The 15639-nt window shown below is 45.7% G+C and carries 17 protein-coding genes and 1 other annotated feature; of the genes, 7 read left to right on the top strand and 10 right to left on the bottom strand.

The features are described 5' to 3' along the window. Window positions 1–82: 82 nt before the first annotated feature. From hisIE to hisG, 8 genes are read right to left on the bottom strand one after another with little or no spacing between them, the layout of a single operon-like run. On the bottom strand, window positions 83–700 hold the full coding sequence (gene hisIE / locus ACLD71_RS17985) for a bifunctional phosphoribosyl-AMP cyclohydrolase/phosphoribosyl-ATP diphosphatase HisIE (RefSeq protein ID WP_411991545.1): 618 nt from the start codon (window positions 698–700) through the stop codon (window positions 83–85). After that, window positions 697–1470 carry an imidazole glycerol phosphate synthase subunit HisF gene (gene hisF, locus ACLD71_RS17980; protein WP_016401105.1) on the bottom strand — a complete coding sequence of 258 codons (774 nt, stop codon included), beginning with the start codon at window positions 1468–1470 and terminating at the stop codon, window positions 697–699. Before hisF ends, hisIE begins: the two co-directional genes overlap by 4 nt. Beyond that, window positions 1460–2212, bottom strand: a complete 753-nt coding sequence (hisA, locus tag ACLD71_RS17975; RefSeq protein ID WP_411991544.1) for a 1-(5-phosphoribosyl)-5-[(5-phosphoribosylamino)methylideneamino]imidazole-4-carboxamide isomerase — start codon at window positions 2210–2212, stop codon at window positions 1460–1462. Before hisA ends, hisF begins: the two co-directional genes overlap by 11 nt. 3 nt (window positions 2213–2215) lie before the next feature. Next, the gene (gene hisH, locus ACLD71_RS17970) at window positions 2216–2824 is read right to left on the bottom strand and encodes an imidazole glycerol phosphate synthase subunit HisH (RefSeq protein WP_220721182.1); all 609 of its coding nucleotides are present in this window, start codon (window positions 2822–2824) and stop codon (window positions 2216–2218) included. 28 nt (window positions 2825–2852) lie between these two features. Further along, window positions 2853–3881 carry a bifunctional histidinol-phosphatase/imidazoleglycerol-phosphate dehydratase HisB gene (gene hisB, locus ACLD71_RS17965; RefSeq protein ID WP_411994877.1) on the bottom strand — a complete coding sequence of 343 codons (1029 nt, stop codon included), beginning with the start codon at window positions 3879–3881 and terminating at the stop codon, window positions 2853–2855. Between the two features lie 48 nt (window positions 3882–3929). Further along, on the bottom strand, window positions 3930–4988 hold the full coding sequence (hisC, locus tag ACLD71_RS17960) for a histidinol-phosphate transaminase (RefSeq protein ID WP_411991543.1): 1059 nt from the start codon (window positions 4986–4988) through the stop codon (window positions 3930–3932). A gap of 1 nt (window position 4989) precedes the next feature. After that, entirely contained in the window at window positions 4990–6276 is a 1287-nt protein-coding gene (hisD, locus tag ACLD71_RS17955; protein WP_137674608.1) for a histidinol dehydrogenase, read from the bottom strand. 5 nt (window positions 6277–6281) lie between these two features. Then, on the bottom strand, window positions 6282–7181 hold the full coding sequence (gene hisG / locus ACLD71_RS17950) for an ATP phosphoribosyltransferase (protein WP_137674607.1): 900 nt from the start codon (window positions 7179–7181) through the stop codon (window positions 6282–6284). A 21-nt stretch (window positions 7182–7202) separates the two neighbouring features. Then, window positions 7203–7330: a sequence feature (His leader region), on the bottom strand. A gap of 193 nt (window positions 7331–7523) precedes the next feature. On the opposite strand from hisG, the gene ACLD71_RS17945 reads away from it, so the two are divergent. The 7 genes from ACLD71_RS17945 (at window position 7524) to rnd (ending at window position 14571) form a co-directional block, all read left to right on the top strand. Beyond that, the gene (locus ACLD71_RS17945) at window positions 7524–7739 is read left to right on the top strand and encodes a hypothetical protein (RefSeq protein ID WP_137674606.1); all 216 of its coding nucleotides are present in this window, start codon (window positions 7524–7526) and stop codon (window positions 7737–7739) included. 67 nt (window positions 7740–7806) lie between these two features. After that, on the top strand, window positions 7807–9723 hold the full coding sequence (locus ACLD71_RS17940; RefSeq protein WP_137674605.1) for an ATP-dependent DNA helicase: 1917 nt from the start codon (window positions 7807–7809) through the stop codon (window positions 9721–9723). Further along, entirely contained in the window at window positions 9720–10409 is a 690-nt protein-coding gene (tsaB, locus tag ACLD71_RS17935; RefSeq protein WP_137674604.1) for a tRNA (adenosine(37)-N6)-threonylcarbamoyltransferase complex dimerization subunit type 1 TsaB, read from the top strand. The genes ACLD71_RS17940 and tsaB overlap by 4 nt, the downstream gene beginning before the upstream one ends. Window positions 10410–10426: 17 nt before the next feature. After that, entirely contained in the window at window positions 10427–10690 is a 264-nt protein-coding gene (locus tag ACLD71_RS17930; protein ID WP_137674603.1) for a hypothetical protein, read from the top strand. Window positions 10691–10706: 16 nt separating this feature from the next. Further along, the gene (locus tag ACLD71_RS17925; protein ID WP_411991542.1) at window positions 10707–11540 is read left to right on the top strand and encodes an alpha/beta fold hydrolase; all 834 of its coding nucleotides are present in this window, start codon (window positions 10707–10709) and stop codon (window positions 11538–11540) included. A 198-nt stretch (window positions 11541–11738) separates the two neighbouring features. Continuing rightward, entirely contained in the window at window positions 11739–13400 is a 1662-nt protein-coding gene (fadD, locus tag ACLD71_RS17920; RefSeq protein WP_303550992.1) for a long-chain-fatty-acid--CoA ligase FadD, read from the top strand. Window positions 13401–13449: 49 nt separating this feature from the next. Continuing rightward, window positions 13450–14571 (top strand): ribonuclease D, encoded by a 1122-nt coding sequence (rnd, locus tag ACLD71_RS17915; protein WP_411991541.1) that lies wholly within the window; start codon window positions 13450–13452, stop codon window positions 14569–14571. Here rnd and minE read toward each other — a convergent pair. Continuing rightward, entirely contained in the window at window positions 14546–14809 is a 264-nt protein-coding gene (gene minE, locus ACLD71_RS17910; RefSeq protein ID WP_137674599.1) for a cell division topological specificity factor MinE, read from the bottom strand. The two genes, rnd and minE, sit on opposite strands and share 26 nt — an antisense overlap. Window positions 14810–14811: 2 nt before the next feature. Next, window positions 14812–15624, bottom strand: coding sequence for a septum site-determining protein MinD (minD, locus tag ACLD71_RS17905; RefSeq protein ID WP_137674598.1), 813 nt, complete (start codon window positions 15622–15624; stop codon window positions 14812–14814). Window positions 15625–15639: the final 15 nt, after the last annotated feature.

Here is a 15639-nt window from a genome sequence, read left to right as displayed (position 1 = left end):
ATATTCATTCTTTTTATATGTAACTATATGTGCCCCTAAGCTTAGGGACACAAATAGCTAACATTAGTTAACTTTCAAAACCTTACTTGTGCCTTGACTGCAAACAAGCTACTACTTCGTCTAAACCCACTTCTTGTTTTTCTAGCAGTACAAGTAAGTGATACAACAAGTCTGAGCTTTCGTTCACTAACTCTTCGCGGTCGTTAGCCATGGCTGCTAGGGCTACCTCTACACCTTCTTCACCCACTTTTTGGCAAATGCGTTTGGTGCCGCGGGCGAATAGGCTAGCGGTGTAGCTTTCTTCTGGGTCCGCTAATTTACGTTCTGCCAATACTGCTTGTAGCTGGGCAATAAAGGTCAGCTTTGGCTCTTGGTGGCCGTCAAAACAGCTTGGGTTGCCAAGGTGGCAAGTTGGGCCAATAGGGTCAACCGCTACTAGTAGCGTGTCTTGGTCGCAATCAAGCGTAATGCCTTTAAGCTTTAGCACGTTGCCTGAGGTTTCACCTTTGGTCCATAGGCGCTGCTTAGTGCGGCTAAAGAAAGTTACTTGCTCGGTGTCTAAGGTTTTAGCTAGGGCATCACTGTTCATGTAACCCAGCATAAGCACTTGGCCGCTGTGGTCGTTCTGAACCACGGCAGGGATTAAGCCTTCGACTTTGTCCCAGTTAATCTTTTGGTTTAGTTCTTCAAACTGGCTCATAGTCGAATTGCCACCTCTTGTTGTTTGAGATATTGCTTCAATTCGCCAATATCAATAATGCTTTTATGGAATACGCTAGCAGCCAATGCACCGTCTACGTCGGAAATTTTGAATGCATCTTTAAAGTGCTGCATTTCGCCTGCGCCGCCAGAGGCAATTAAAGGCACATTACAAATCTCGCGTACTCGGCTTAGTTGTTCTAAATCGTAACCTTGGCGAACGCCATCTTGGTTCATAACGTTTAGTACTATTTCACCCGCGCCACGAGCTTGCACTTCTTTCACCCAATCAAAGGTATTCCAAGTAGTGGTTACGGTGCGCTTTTCGTCACCAGTAAATTGCTTAACTTGGTATTGGCTAGTTTCGTCGCAGTAGTAGGAATCGATGCCTACTACGATACACTGCACGCCAAACTTGTCGGCAAGCTTAGTAATTAAACTAGGATCGGCTAAAGCAGGGGAGTTGATAGAGATTTTATCAGCGCCATTTTGCAAGGTGCGGTTGGCATCCTCAATGGTTTTAATCCCACCGGCTACACAAAATGGAATATCGATAACTTCAGCTACGCGGCTTACCCAGCTTTTATCCACTACGCGCTCGTCTGAGCTGGCGGTAATATCGTAAAAAACGAGTTCGTCTGCGCCTTCTTCAGCGTAGCGTTTGGCTAGCGGAACTATGTCGCCAATAATTTCATGGTTACGAAACTTAACGCCTTTTACTACCATGCCGTCTTTTACGTCTAGGCAGGGAATAATTCGTTTAGCTAGCATTGTTGCCTCCTTGCTGCCAGCAGGCGATGGCTTGCTCTACGTTGAATTTACCTTCTAACAATGCGCGGCCAACAATTACGCCAGCTACGCCGGTATCGGTAAGCGCTGCAATGTCGTTTAAATCGCCAATGCCGCCTGAGCTTTGCCAGTGAATATCTGGATATTGCGCACATAGCTCGCGATACAAACTTACGTTCGAGCCCTCAAGCGTGCCGTCTTTAGAAATGTCGGTACACAATACGTGCTTAAGACCAACAGGGGCGTAAATAGCCACTAGCTCTTCAATGGTTACGCCACTGTCTTCTTGCCAGCCAGATACTGCTACTACCTTATTGCCTTGCTCGTCGATGTTGATATCTAGTGCCAGTACAATGTGCTCGGCGCCGTATTTTTCCATCCACTTGGCAACCACTTCTGGCTGCTTTACTGCGGTAGAGCCAATTACTACACGCTCTGCACCTGCGTCGAGCAAGTCTTTTACATCTTGCTCGCTACGTACACCGCCACCAATTTGAATTTTAGCTGGAGTGTTTTTCAGTAGCTGGGCGATAACGTCGAGTTGGCGAGCGCTGGTATCTTTGGCGCCGTCTAAATCAACCAAGTGTAACCAATCAGCTCCTTGGCTGTGGTACTCAGAAAACTGCGCTTGTGGGTCGTCACCATAAACGGTTTTTTGTGCGTAATCACCTTGGAACAAACGCACAATCTTTCCGTCGATTAAATCTAAAGCAGGAATGATCATGTGTTACATCTCCAAGAAGTTTTTGATGAGTTGCGCACCGGCTTGGCCGCTACGTTCTGGGTGAAATTGCACCCCGTAAAAGTTGTCTTTGTTTACTGCGGCGGTAAAGGCGTTGCCATAATCACATTCAGCAATTGTGGCGGCGTTTACTGGCAGGGCGTAGCTATGTACAAAGTAGAAGTAGCTGCCAGCTTCAATGCCTTTAAACAGTGGGTGACCGGCTTTAGGTTGAATTTGATTCCAACCCATGTGTGGCAGGCGTTGCCCTTGTTGCGGTTGCATTAAGCTTACGGTGCCAGGCACTAAACCTAAGCAGGGGACTGGCTCGTCGGCTTGTTTAGCGCCGCCTTCGATAGAGAATTCGGCCAGCATTTGCATGCCTAAACAAATACCTAACAGCGGCTTTTTAACTTGTTTTACTAAGTCGATTAGCTCGCGGTCGGCTAGGTTTTGCATCGCTTCGGTGGCGGTGCCTACGCCGGGTAGAAACAGTTTATCGGCCGCCAAGATTACCTGTGGGTCGCGGCTCACTGTTACTGGAAAGCCTAAACGCTCAACGGCAAATTTTACCGAAGATAAGTTGGCACATCCTGTATCAATAATTACGTTCATGTTTGCTCTTATCCTTTAAAGCAGGCGCTTATAATGTGCCTTTACTGCTAGGCATTGCATCGCCCGATTTTACGATAGCTTGACCTAGTGCACGACCAAATACTTTAAACAGGGCTTCTACCATGTGGTGAGTATTTTTACCGGTGGTTTCTAGGTGTAGGGTACAGGCCATCGCGTCGCTTAGTGAGCGGAAGAAGTGCGGTACCATTTCAGTCGCAAAGTCGCCAATGTTGTCGCGGGTAAAGTCGGCTTTAAACTCTAGATGAGCGCGGCCGCTTAAATCTAGCGCACATTGGGCTCGGCATTCGTCCATCGGCAGCACAAAACCAAAACGGCCAATACCACGTTTGTCGCCTAGTGCTTCTTTAAGGGCTTGGCCAAGGGCAATGGCGGTGTCTTCTACGCTGTGGTGGTCGTCGATGTGGTAATCGCCAACAACTTTACAGTTGAGCTGAAAACCGCCGTGGGTAGCAATTTGATCCAACATGTGGTCAAAAAAGCCAAGGCCAGTATCTATTTGGCTGCCGCCTGCGTTGTCTAAATCAACCGCGATACTAATTTGGGTTTCTTTAGTATTGCGCTCAACCTTGGCTTTGCGGCCTTGTTGAGTAAGCTGCTTTTCAATGGTAATCCAGTTAAGGCCGTCGCGTTGATATTGCAAGCCTTCTAGCCCCATGTTTTCCGCTAGCTGCATGTCGGTGTGGCGATCGCCAATCACATAAGAGTTGGCAAAATCAATCACGCCACTTTTTAGGTAGTTTTTAACCAAGCCAAGCTTGGGTTTGCGACAGCTACAGTTATCTTCGTCGAAGTGCGGGCATACCAGTACATCGTCAAACTTAATGCCTTGTGATTCGAAAATATCCATCATGTAGTTTTGAGCTAGATGAAAATCAGCTTCGGGGAAGCTGTCGGTACCTAGACCATCCTGGTTGGTTACCATAACTAAGCGGTAGCCATTGGCCTGTAGCTTAAGCAATACCGGGATAACCTGTGGCTCTAACTTTACCTTTTCTACGCTATCAACCTGTTTGTCGGTGATAGGTTCGTCGATCATGGTGCCATCACGGTCGATAAATAAGATTTTTTGTTTTACTTGGCTCACTTAAGTTCGCTCCAATCCTTGAATTGCTGATACGGTGGCGGCCACTTCTTGCTGGTTGCCAATGCTAATGCGGATGCAGTTTTCTAAACGCGGTTTATTGGCAAAATCACGCAGTACAATGCCTTGTTCGCCCAATGTTTTAAATACACGGGCTGAATCGTCGAAACGTACCAGTATGTAGTTACCGTTAGCGGGGAAGATCTCTTGCACAATATTAAGTTTGCTTAAATCTTCAACTGCTTGGTTACGAATTGTGTTTAAGCGTGCAACACGCTCGCGCATAACTTTTAAGCCATTTTGGCTTAGCGCTTTTGCTGCGATTTCGGCAACTGGACGGGCAATCGGATATGGGGCAATCACTTTGCTCATTACTTCAATCACTTCACGACCTGCAACGGTAAAGCCACAACGTAAACCGGCTAAAGCAAAGGCTTTAGACAAAGTACGAGTAATCACTAGGTTGTCGTAATCGCTGAGTAGCTTAACTACGCTTTGCTCTTCACAAAACTCAATATAAGCTTCATCTACCACTACTAGCGCTTTATCTTTTTGCGCACTTAACAGTTCACACAGCTTTGCTTGATCAAGCATATTGCCGGTGGGATTGTTTGGGGCACATAAGAAAATAATTTTGCTATTCACTTGCGCAAGTGCTGTGTAGTCGGGATTAAAGTTAGCATCTAGCTCTACTGTTTTAACTTCTACGCCAATGGTTTCAGCACTTACCGAGTACATTCCGTAAGTCGGCGCACAGATAACAATGCTATCTTCGTTGGGTTCGCAAAAGGCGCGAATCAATACTTCGATGGCTTCATCTGCGCCGCGACTGGCGAGCACTTGGTTTGGCTCTACGCCTGCGTAGGCGGCATAACCGTTAATAAGCGCAGCTGGTTGAAACTCAGGGTAGCGATTTAGTTCATCGCCTTCGTAACTAAAGTCGCTAACATCGGGGCTTTCGTTGGCGTTTAGCCACACTTCACCACTGCCGCCAATGCGGCGAGCACTTTGGTAGGGCACAAGCGCCTGAATTTTTTTGCGGGCTAATAATGTAACCGACATATTATTGCTCCTCGCCTAGGCGCAGAGTAACTGCTCTGCGGTGGGCGTCTAGCCCTTCTGCGTTAGCTATAGGCACTACTGCACGGCTTAAGTCTTTTAGGCCTTGTTGGCTTAATTCCTGAACCGTAAAACGCTTCATAAAGTCAGCGGTACCTAAGCTTGAATAAGCACGTGTATAACCGTAAGTGGGCAGGGTGTGGTTAGTACCACTGGCGTAGTCGCCTACTGATTCGGGTGTCCACTCACCAAGGAAAACGCTGCCAGCATTTTCTATCTCGGGCAGTAAGCTGCGAGCTTGCTCGGTTTGTACAATTAAGTGTTCCGGGCCGTACAAGTTACTCACCTGTACCGCTTGGGCTAAGTCGTTTACTACAATGGCAGTACTGTGTGATAGCGCTTGGTCGGCAATGTTATTGCGACTAAGTAGCGCTAATTGGCGAGCCAATTCTTGATTTACTGCTTCGGCTTGTTGCTCACTGGTGGTGACCAAAATCACTTGTGAATCTGGGCCGTGCTCGGCTTGTGATAATAAGTCGGCGGCAACAAAAGCGGGGTTGGCTTTAGCATCGGCAATTACCAACACCTCAGATGGGCCTGCTGGCATATCAATGGCGGCACCAGCGTGGTCGCCGCTAACTTGCTGCTTAGCTTGCGTCACAAAAGCGTTACCAGGGCCGAAAATCTTATCAGATTTAGACACACTTTCGGTGCCGTAGGCCATCGCGGCAATCGCTTGCGCGCCACCGGCAGCGTAAACTTCGTCTACACCACATAGCTTAGCGGTATAGAGGATTTCTGCGGCAATCGGTGGTGGTGAGCTTAATACTACTTTTTTACAACCCGCAATACGTGCTGGAATAGCCAACATCAATACAGTTGAAGGTAGCGGTGCAGTTCCACCTGGTACATACAAACCCACATTGCCAATGGCGGCATAGTGCATTTCGCAGCGCACGCCAGGTTGAGTTTCTAGGCTAATTGGCTGTGGTTTTTGCGCTTGGTGAAACACTTCAATATTGGCTTTAGCTTGTGCTACTGCCTGTTTAAATTCTTCACTTAAACCTTGTTCAGCTGCATCAATCTCTTGCTGGCTGACTCTTACTTCGCTCAATTCGGTGTTATCAAACTTGACGGCCAGCGCAATCAGCGCTTGGTCACCTTGTTCTCGTACTTGGCTTACTACATCAGCAACAATTCCGGCAATGTCGGTTGAGCTGTTAACAGCAGGGCGGGACAGCACCTGTTGTTGTTGCTCTGTTGATAGTTGCTTCCAAATTACCGTTTGCATGGTACTTATCTCAACATCTTTTCAATTGGCATAACGAGGATAGAGCTTGCACCTAAGGTTTTAAGCTTTTCCATCGTCTCCCAGAATAGGTTCTCGGTACTGACTACATGCAGGGCTACTTTTTCTTCGTCGCCGGCAAGTGCTAATACGGTTGGGTGCTCGCTGCCAGGTAGCAGGTCTACAATTTGATCAAGATGTGTTTTAGGTGCGTGCAGCATGATGTACTTGCTTTCTTTGGCTTCCATGGTGCCTTGCATGCGCATTAATAAGCGGTCTAGCAAGTCTTGGTGTTCGTCGCTGAGTTTGTTCTTAGATTTAATCAATACCGCTTGCGAGCGGTAAATCACTTCAACTTCTTTAAGGCCATTGGCTTCTAAAGTTGCACCGGTAGACACTAAGTCACAAATGGCGTCGGCTAAGCCTGCGCGGGTGGCTACTTCAACCGAGCCCGCTAGCATACACGTAGAGAAAGGTACGCCTTGCTCGTCTAAGTAACGCTTAAGAATGCCTGGGTAACTGGTGGCTATGCGTTTGTTGGCTAAGCATTGTGGGCCGGTGTAATCGAATTCTTCGGCTACTGCCAATGAGAAGCGGCAATCGCCAAAATCTAAACGTTTTAGAATGTCGCAATCAGTTGGCTCATTTTGCGCGGTGCGCAACATGGTTTCTTCTTCTAATACGTTTTCGCCAACGATACCGAAATCAACCACGCCGTCCATTACTAGGCCTGGAATATCGTCATCGCGTACACGTAGTAGATCTACTGGCATGTTTTCTGAGTGGGCAATTAGGCGTTGTTGGCGGAGATTGATTTTCATTCCGCAGCTTTTTAATAGTGCCTGTGAATCATCGCTTAAGCGTCCAGATTTTTGGATAGCGATGCGTAGTCGTTTTTGCTCTGTCATGTTTTTGTCCCTAATAATAAAACTAAAAAACCCCCGGGAGGGTAACCTTCCGGGGGTTTGCAATATTCTTATATTCTACCACCGGAAGCATCTTACAAGCTTCCAGCAGAAAACCGCCTGAAGCCTATTCTGGATGATGGTGGTGATGATGCTTCAGTTGGTTAAAAATCATTGCTACGTTCCTGTCAACGTGGTTTTTGCCTTCATGGCAATAGTGGGCATAAAGTTACCAATCTAGCGCTAAATTGCAACCTTTTTTGGCTGCTTTTTACTATAAGATTAAAGTTGTTTAAATATTGACCGATAATTAACTATAGGAAGCCATAAAAAGGAGCTGTGATTGTGAGCCAAGATGCCATATTGCCAATTTTGCCGCGAGCACCCGCTAAACCCGATAGTAAGGCGCCACCGATTAAAACCACCAAGGTGGTGAAGAAAAGCAAAACCGCTGCACAAAACGACATTCAAGTGCGGCCAAAGCTAAGCGGCGAACAGCAAAACAATAAATCTCAAAAGCCTGACCCTGACGAGCAACATAATATCGACTTATTTGTGTAGCTTTGTGTTTGGTCTAGCGTGAGTCGGCTGGTATAGTTGCCGCGACTTTTGCTTGCCGGAACCAAGTTTGAAACATCAGTATTTTGCCAAAGATGGATTGTTATCAAAAGCCATAGATGGTTTTTCTCCCCGACCACAACAACACGACATGGCCACAGCGGTTGCTGCAGCTATAGAGACCAGTGGCAGTTTATTAGTTGAAGCGGGTACTGGCACCGGCAAAACCTTTGCTTACCTTGTACCAGCTATGGACAGTGGCAAAAAAATTGTTATTAGCACCGGTAGTAAAGCGTTACAAGATCAGCTGTTTACCAAAGACCTACCGCGTATGCAAAAAGCCCTCAAATACAATCAAATGATAGCGCTGCTAAAAGGGCGTTCTAACTATTTGTGTATTGAACGGCTAAACAGTTTTTCCCATTACGGTAGCGGCCAAGACCGCACTACCTTAGCTGAGCTAGTTAAAATTAAGGCATGGGCACAAGGCGAAGAAACCGGCGACATTAGCGAGCTTGGCCCAATCGCTGAACGAGCCGATGTATTCCCCTTAATTACCAGCACTAACGATAACTGCCTCGGCAGAGATTGCCCGTCTTACAAAGAATGCTATCTAGTTAAAGCCCGTAACAAGGCGATGGAAGCAGATTTAGTGGTGGTGAATCACCACCTATTTTTTGCCGACATGGTGGTAAAAGAGACTGGCTTTGGGGAGCTGATTCCCGAAGCAGATGCTTATATCTTTGACGAAGCACACCAACTACCCGATATTGCCGCGAGTTATTTTGGTCAGCACTTTTCTAGCCGACAAATACTCGATTTATGTAATGATATTGAACTGAGCTATAAAACTGAGCTTAGAGATATGGCGCAATTACAAAAAGCCTCGCAAAAGCTAGAGCGTAGAATCCGCCAATGTAGATTGGAGTTTGAAGGTCTGCGCGACCGAGGCGAGTGGCGTCCATTAGCCAAACAAAAGCGTTTTGGCGAAATGATGGAAGTGTTGCGCGAAGACATGGATTTTGTGTATCAAGTGCTTAAGTTGGCGCTATCGCGCAGTGAACTGGCCGATTCTTGCTTCGAACGTTTAGCTAAAATGCGCCTATTGTTCGATAAAGTGATGGATGTAGACAAAACCGGTTTTAGTTATTGGTACGAAACTACTCGGCAGCATTTCACTTTAAATATTACCCCCCTTAATATTGCAGAGCGTTTTAATAGTGAGGTGGAAGAACGTAATGCCGCATGGGTATTTACTTCGGCCACGTTGGCGGTAGATGGCAACTTTCAGCATTTTCAAACTCAAATGGGTTTAAAAGACGCCAGTAGCATGTTGCTCGACAGCCCTTTTGATTATCAAAAACAAGCCTTGTTATGTGTGCCTCGTTATTTACCAGAAACAAAGCAGCCAAATGCAGAACAAGTGATGCTGGATCAGCTTGCGCCTGTGATTGAGGCCAACGGTGGCCGCTGTTTCTTTCTATGTACCAGCCACCGAATGATTCAAAAAGTGGCAACAGAGTTACGCCTACGCACAGAGCTATTGGTATTGGTTCAAGGTGAAGCGGGTAAACAAGAGTTACTCAACGAATTTGTTGAAGATGGGAACGCAGTGCTAGTTGCAACCAGTACCTTTTGGGAAGGGGTGGATGTGCCGGGCAAGGCGCTGTCATGTGTGATTATCGACAAACTGCCCTTTGCGGCGCCAGATGATCCATTACTTAAAGCCAAAAGCGAAGACTGCCGTTTACGTGGCGGAGATCCTTTTCGTCAGGTATATTTGCCGCAAGCAGTGATTAGCCTTAAACAGGGCGTAGGGCGCTTAATTAGAACCCAAGATGATCATGGCGTAGTGATTATATGTGACAACCGTTTAGTGAATCGCGATTACGGTTCGCTATTTATTAGCAGTTTGCCCGCTATGCCACGCACTAGAGAACTCTCAAGAGTTTTAGAATTTGTTAAAAAAGACGCTGAGGAAACATGACAGCAAACATACTCGCTTTAGATACATCAACCGAAAACTGCTCTGTTGCACTGCATTGGCAGGGTGAAGTGCTGAGTAAGCAAGAATACAGTCCACGCGACCATACACTTAAAATCTTACCTTTTGTTGAGCAAATCTTGGCGGAAGCAGGAGTTAGCTTAAAGCAGCTTGATGCGATTGCGTTCGGTCGTGGACCAGGAAGTTTTACCGGGGTGCGGATTGGTGTAGCCACCGCTCAAGGGTTGGCTTTTGGTGCAGATAAACCAATGATTGCCGTTTCAACCTTACAAGCCATGGCGCAAGCCGCTTACCTTAGCAATAATAGCGAGCAGTGTTTGGCGGCTATTGATGCCCGCATGGGAGAGGTGTATTGGGGCGAGTACCATCTGCAAAACGGCTTGATGTGTTTAGTAGATGAAGAACTTGTGATTAAACCAGACCTGCTAACTGGCAATAGCCAAAGGGCAGCGGCTGTGGGCACAGGCTGGCAAACTTACCAAGAACTATTATGCGGTCAATTTTCTGGCGCAAAAGTGTTGGAATCAGTGCTTTATCCAACGGCACAAAATATGCTTAGTTATGCTCAGGTTGCCTATAATAAAGGCGAGCTGGTAAGTGCAGAAAATGCCGAACCTGTTTATTTACGCGATAAAGTCACCTGGAAGAAACTACCGGGTAGAGAGTAATTAAAGGACAATAAAACTTGAAGATTCAGGGCCTTGGCCAGCCCATACCGCAACAAACAAACGTTAAAAAGGCGACCAGCAGCACAGAGTTAAGTGTTGCTACTAAGGCGCCAAAGGGGATCGTGCCCTGGGCGGTAATGGACGAGAGCAGTGTAGAAAAACTCCGCTACGACCAAAATGTTGGCAGTGGCGGCGAAGCTGTGTCTCAATATCAAGATGTTGCTAATCAACTCAAGCGCCAACAAGTGAATGAGATGTTTGGTATCGATTTATTCGCCTAAGGCTGAACGCCCTGCAATGACTGACTTCCCGTATTTATCTCACTCTAATATCGCCTATATCGAACAAACTGCCTCTAGTGATTACTGTGTGGTGATGTTGCATGGTTGGATGGACAATGCCGCCAGTTTTACGCCTCTTCTTAAACAAATTAGCGATGTACATTGCATTGCTTTAGATTTTCCCGGTCATGGGTTGTCGGCACATCGCCAAGGTTATTACCATTTTGTAGATTATGTTGACGATGTTTACCGTGCTATTTGTGAACTAAAGGTTAACAAACCTATTATTCTTATCGGACATTCTTTAGGTGCATTGGTAGCTACTACGTATGCCGCGGCATTCCCAGAAAAACTGCTAGGCTTAGTTTGCATAGATGGACTAGGGCCTTTAAGCCTTGCCGATGAAGAAACCACAACACACCTAACTAGAGCCATTAAACAACGGCAAGCTGTAAAGCCCGCTAAGGGATTTGAAAAGCTTGAATCTGCAGTAAAATTGCGTGCGCAAACTAATGGGATTAATGAGCAAAATAGCCAACTATTAGTAGAGCGAGCAGTGATTAAGTGTGATGGCTTATGGTATTGGCGTCACGATCAAAAGTTAAAATTAAGCTCTCCTCTCCGCTTTAGCGAATCACAAGCAGAAAACATTTGTAGGGCAGTGCAACAACCTAGTTTGCTAATAGCTGCTAGCGAACACCCTTTGTTATCCACGAAATATATAAGCCATCGCCAAGCATGGTTTAAGCAGCTTAAAACCCATTTGTTAAGCGGTGGGCACCATCTTCATATGCAAAATTCGGCAGAGGTTGCTCGCTGTATAAAGGCCTACATTAAAACAATTGTTTGAACCACTTCACTATTTTCGATCTTATCCGCCACGCTCAATGTTAAATTATTGTTATTTAAAATGGCGTATGAAACAATCGTTTGAAATTTTGGAGCGAAAGCTCTAATGCCAACGATGCCGCCAAGAGCATAATAAAATTCACAATAAACTTGGTGAGCAAATTATACTTGTTGTAATTGAAATGTTTAGGAGAACTGCGTGGATAAGGTTTGGCTTAATCGATACCCTAAAGATGTTCCTGCAGAGATAGACTCAGCACGCTATCAAACATTGATAGATGTCTTTGAAGAAGGCGCTGCTAAACACGCAGACAAGGTAGCCTTTATTAACATGGGGCAGGTGATGACCTATCGCCGCCTAGAAGAACAATCACGCGCCTTTGCAGCTTATCTTCAAAATGAATTGAAGCTTAACGCAGGTGACCGCGTGGCTTTAATGATGCCTAACTTGCTGCAATATCCTATTTGTTTATTTGGTGCTTTGCGTGCAGGGATGGTGGTAGTTAACGTAAACCCACTTTACACGCCGCGAGAATTAAAGCATCAACTAAACGATAGTGGTGCTAAAGCCATTGTGATTGTGTCTAATTTTGCGCATATTCTTGAAGAAATTGTAGAAGAAACCGGTATCGAGCATGTGGTTCTTACCCGTTTAGGCGACCAGCTTTCTGCAACCAAACGTACCTTAGTGAACTTTGTTGTAAAATACGTGAAGAAAATGGTGCCAAAGTACCATTTACCTCACGCTCAATCGCTCCGTTATGTTTTGTCTAAAGGGCAGCATCTCCAATATGTTCGCCCAGAAATCAAAAGTGAAGATCTAGCCTTTTTGCAGTATACCGGTGGTACTACAGGTGTCGCCAAAGGCGCGATGTTGTCACATAGCAATATGGTGGCGAACTTGCTGCAAGCTTTGGGTATTGTTGGCCCATGTTTACGCGAAGGGAAAGAAGTGGTAGTAACAGCATTGCCGCTTTACCATATCTTTGCATTAACCGCGAACTGCATGGTGTTTTTTGCCATGGGTTGCCAGAATTTATTAATCACCAATCCACGTGATATTCCTACCTTTGTTAAAGAGCTCGCCAAGACGCCCTTTACGGCAATCACAGGGGTAAATACCTTATTCAACGCCTTATTAAATAATGACGATTTTGCCAAGTTAGATTTCGCCCGTCTGCGTTTATCACTGGGCGGAGGCATGTCGGTGCAACGAGCAGTTGCAGAGCGCTGGCAAGAAGTCACGGGTTCGCGCCTGATAGAAGGTTATGGCTTAACAGAATGTGCACCACTAGTTACCGTTTGCCCTTACGATTTAGAAGCCTATAACGGCAGTATTGGCTTACCAGCGCCTTCTACGGATATTAAGTTGGTGGGCGAAGATGGCCAAGAGGTCGGCGACGGTGAATCAGGCGAAATATTAGTGAAAGGCCCACAAGTAATGCAGGGCTATTGGCAACGCCCAGAAGCGACCGAAGAATCAATGCCTGGCGGTTGGTTCGCTACGGGTGATATTGCCACAGTTGATGACCAAGGTTTCTTCCATATCGTTGACCGCAAAAAAGACATGATTTTGGTGTCTGGTTTCAACGTATTCCCTAATGAAATTGAAGAGGTTATTTCGGGTAACGCTAAAGTGCTAGAAGTTGCAGCAGTCGGTGTGCCTAACGACGTAAGTGGTGAAGCGGTTAAAGTGTTTATCGTTAAAAAAGATGATTCACTGAACGAGAAGCAAGTGATAGAGCACTGTCGCGAGTTTTTAACTGCCTACAAAGTGCCTAAGCTGGTTGAGTTTAGAGACGAACTACCTAAAACAAATGTGGGGAAGATCTTGCGTAGAGCCTTGCGCGAAGAGGCATAAACCGTAAAATGGTTAGCCATTAGATGCTTTCCACTAGGACGCCGCAATTTTGGCAGACGTAAACTTCGACATGATTGAAACAGAGGCGCAACTTGCGCCTCTGTTACGTTTTTTAAATGAACAAGCCCCAATGGTATTAGCCATTGATACCGAGTTTGTTCGTACTCGAACCTACTATGCTCAACTGGGTTTACTACAAATTTACGATGGCCAGCAATGCTATCTAGTGGACCCACTAAAAGTGTCAATGGAACCGTTGTGGCAGGCTCTTGCTCGGCATCACTGGGTCTTGCATGCGTTTAGTGAAGACTTAGAAATCATTCAACGTTTAAGTGGCAAATTTGGCGCAACCGTGTTTGATACACAAGTTGGCGCGGCTTTTCTTGGTCATGGCATTAGCTTGGGTTACCAGCGCTTTATTGCCACGGAGCTAGAGATTGAACTTGATAAGGGTGAATCTCGTACCGATTGGCTTGCACGTCCATTGCGGGCTTCGCAATTAGATTACGCTGCTTTAGACGTTATCTATTTGCTACCGGCATACCTTAAGATTAAACAGCAGCTAGAAGAAGAAGGGCGTTTTCAAGCTGCATTAGAAGAAAGCACTCGTTTAGCAGCCTTGAAAAAACGTGTGGTAAACCAAGATGAAGTTTATAAAGACATTAAAAATGCTTGGAAGTTAAACCCGCAGCAATTAGCGGTGTTACAAGTGTTGTGTCGCTGGCGAATACAGCAAGCGGCAAGTCGTGATTTAGCCATTAATAATGTGGTACACGGTGACAACTTATGGGCCTTAGCTCGCTACCAACCAAACAACATGGATGAGTTACAACGGCTTAATTTACCACCGCAAGAGTTGCGTATTCATGGTCAACGTTTGCTTAAATTAGTGAAACAGGGTCAACAAGTTAATACAGCTGATTTCCCTAAACCTATTAAACGTATTGTTGATTACCCAGATTACAAAAAAACCATTCAAGAACTTAAGTTGGTGGTGACTGCAGTAGCAGAAGAATCGGGTTTACCTGAAGACGTATTGGCGAGCAAGAAGGTGCTTAATCAATATATTGCGTGGAAACGTAAAGAGCACCAGCAAGCAGAAGAGTTGCCTCTACTACTTACTGGTTGGCGTAAGCCATTATTCGCTAATCACGTTGATCAGGAAGGGTAATATTTAGCTCAAGTACGCTAATGTCTTCACTCTTGTTGTCCAAGCTAACGTTAACTTGGTCTGAGTTGATGGCAACGTACTTCTTTATTACTTCTATAATATCTTGCTTCATAGCAGGCAAGTAATCTGGCCCACTGCGCTCCCCGCGTTCGTGGGCAACAATAATTTGCAGTCGTTCTTTGGCGGTTTGCGCCGTTTTAGACTGTTTTGTCGTTCGAAAGTAGTCTAAAAGAGACATCGTTATCCTCCAAATAAGCGGCTAAATAGGCCTTTCTTTTGTTCTTCTAAGAAACGAAAGTCTACACTTTCGCCAATTAATCTACTTACTGCGTCGTCGTAAGCTAAACCAGCATCACTTTCAGTGTCTAAAATTACTGGCTCGCCAGAGTTAGACGCTTTAAGCACGGCCGGTGACTCAGGAATAACCCCAAGTAACGGTATTGCCAGAATATCTTGCACATCTTCTACGCTTAACATGTCACCACGGTTAACGCGCTCAGGGTTGTAGCGCGTTAATAGTAGGTGCTCTTTAACCGGCTCTTTACCTTGTTCAGCGCGTTTTGACTTACTGGCAAGCATGCCAAGAATACGGTCTGAGTCACGAACTGATGATACTTCAGGGTTAGTGGTAACAATCGCTTCGTCGGCGAAGTAAAGCGCCATGATTGCACCTGTTTCAATACCAGCAGGAGAGTCACACACAATGTAGTCGAAACCTTGCTCTGCTAAATCGTCCAATACCTTCTGCACACCTTCTTTAGTTAACGCGTCTTTATCTCGCGTTTGAGAAGCAGGAAGAATGAACAAGTTGTCGGTACGTTTATCTTTAATCAATGATTGATTAAGGTTGGCTTCACCTTTGATTACGTTCACGAAGTCATACACTACGCGACGTTCACAACCCATAATTAAATCTAGGTTACGTAAACCAATATCGAAATCGATGATTACAGTTTTAAAACCTTTAATGGCGAGGCCAGTACCAATAGCCGCGCTGGAGGTTGTTTTTCCAACACCCCCTTTTCCTGAGGTCACAACGATAATCTTAGCCATTATCTTTCCTTTATA

Origin of the sequence: Agarivorans sp. DSG3-1, from assembly GCF_046774965.1 — a bacterium.
In the GTDB taxonomy this organism is placed as follows: Bacteria; Pseudomonadota; Gammaproteobacteria; order Enterobacterales; family Celerinatantimonadaceae; genus Agarivorans.
Note: the sequence above shows the minus strand (reverse complement) of the source record. Positions and strands in the feature narration are given on the sequence as shown.

Bases quoted from the DNA above. Each gene is read 5' to 3' on its own strand.
- hisIE (WP_411991545.1), bottom strand. From the start codon at position 700: ATGAGCCAGTTTGAAGAACTAAACCAAAAGATTAACTGGGACAAAGTC.
- hisF (WP_016401105.1), bottom strand. From the start codon at position 1,470: ATGCTAGCTAAACGAATTATTCCCTGCCTAGACGTAAAAGACGGCATG.
- hisA (WP_411991544.1), bottom strand. From the start codon at position 2,212: ATGATCATTCCTGCTTTAGATTTAATCGACGGAAAGATTGTGCGTTTG.
- hisH (WP_220721182.1), bottom strand. From the start codon at position 2,824: ATGAACGTAATTATTGATACAGGATGTGCCAACTTATCTTCGGTAAAA.
- hisB (WP_411994877.1), bottom strand. From the start codon at position 3,881: ATGATCGACGAACCTATCACCGACAAACAGGTTGATAGCGTAGAAAAG.
- hisC (WP_411991543.1), bottom strand. From the start codon at position 4,988: ATGTCGGTTACATTATTAGCCCGCAAAAAAATTCAGGCGCTTGTGCCC.
- hisD (WP_137674608.1), bottom strand. From the start codon at position 6,276: ATGCAAACGGTAATTTGGAAGCAACTATCAACAGAGCAACAACAACAG.
- hisG (WP_137674607.1), bottom strand. From the start codon at position 7,181: ATGACAGAGCAAAAACGACTACGCATCGCTATCCAAAAATCTGGACGC.
- tsaB (WP_137674604.1), top strand. From the start codon at position 9,720: ATGACAGCAAACATACTCGCTTTAGATACATCAACCGAAAACTGCTCT.
- ACLD71_RS17925 (WP_411991542.1), top strand. From the start codon at position 10,707: ATGACTGACTTCCCGTATTTATCTCACTCTAATATCGCCTATATCGAA.
- minE (WP_137674599.1), bottom strand. From the start codon at position 14,809: ATGTCTCTTTTAGACTACTTTCGAACGACAAAACAGTCTAAAACGGCG.
- minD (WP_137674598.1), bottom strand. From the start codon at position 15,624: ATGGCTAAGATTATCGTTGTGACCTCAGGAAAAGGGGGTGTTGGAAAA.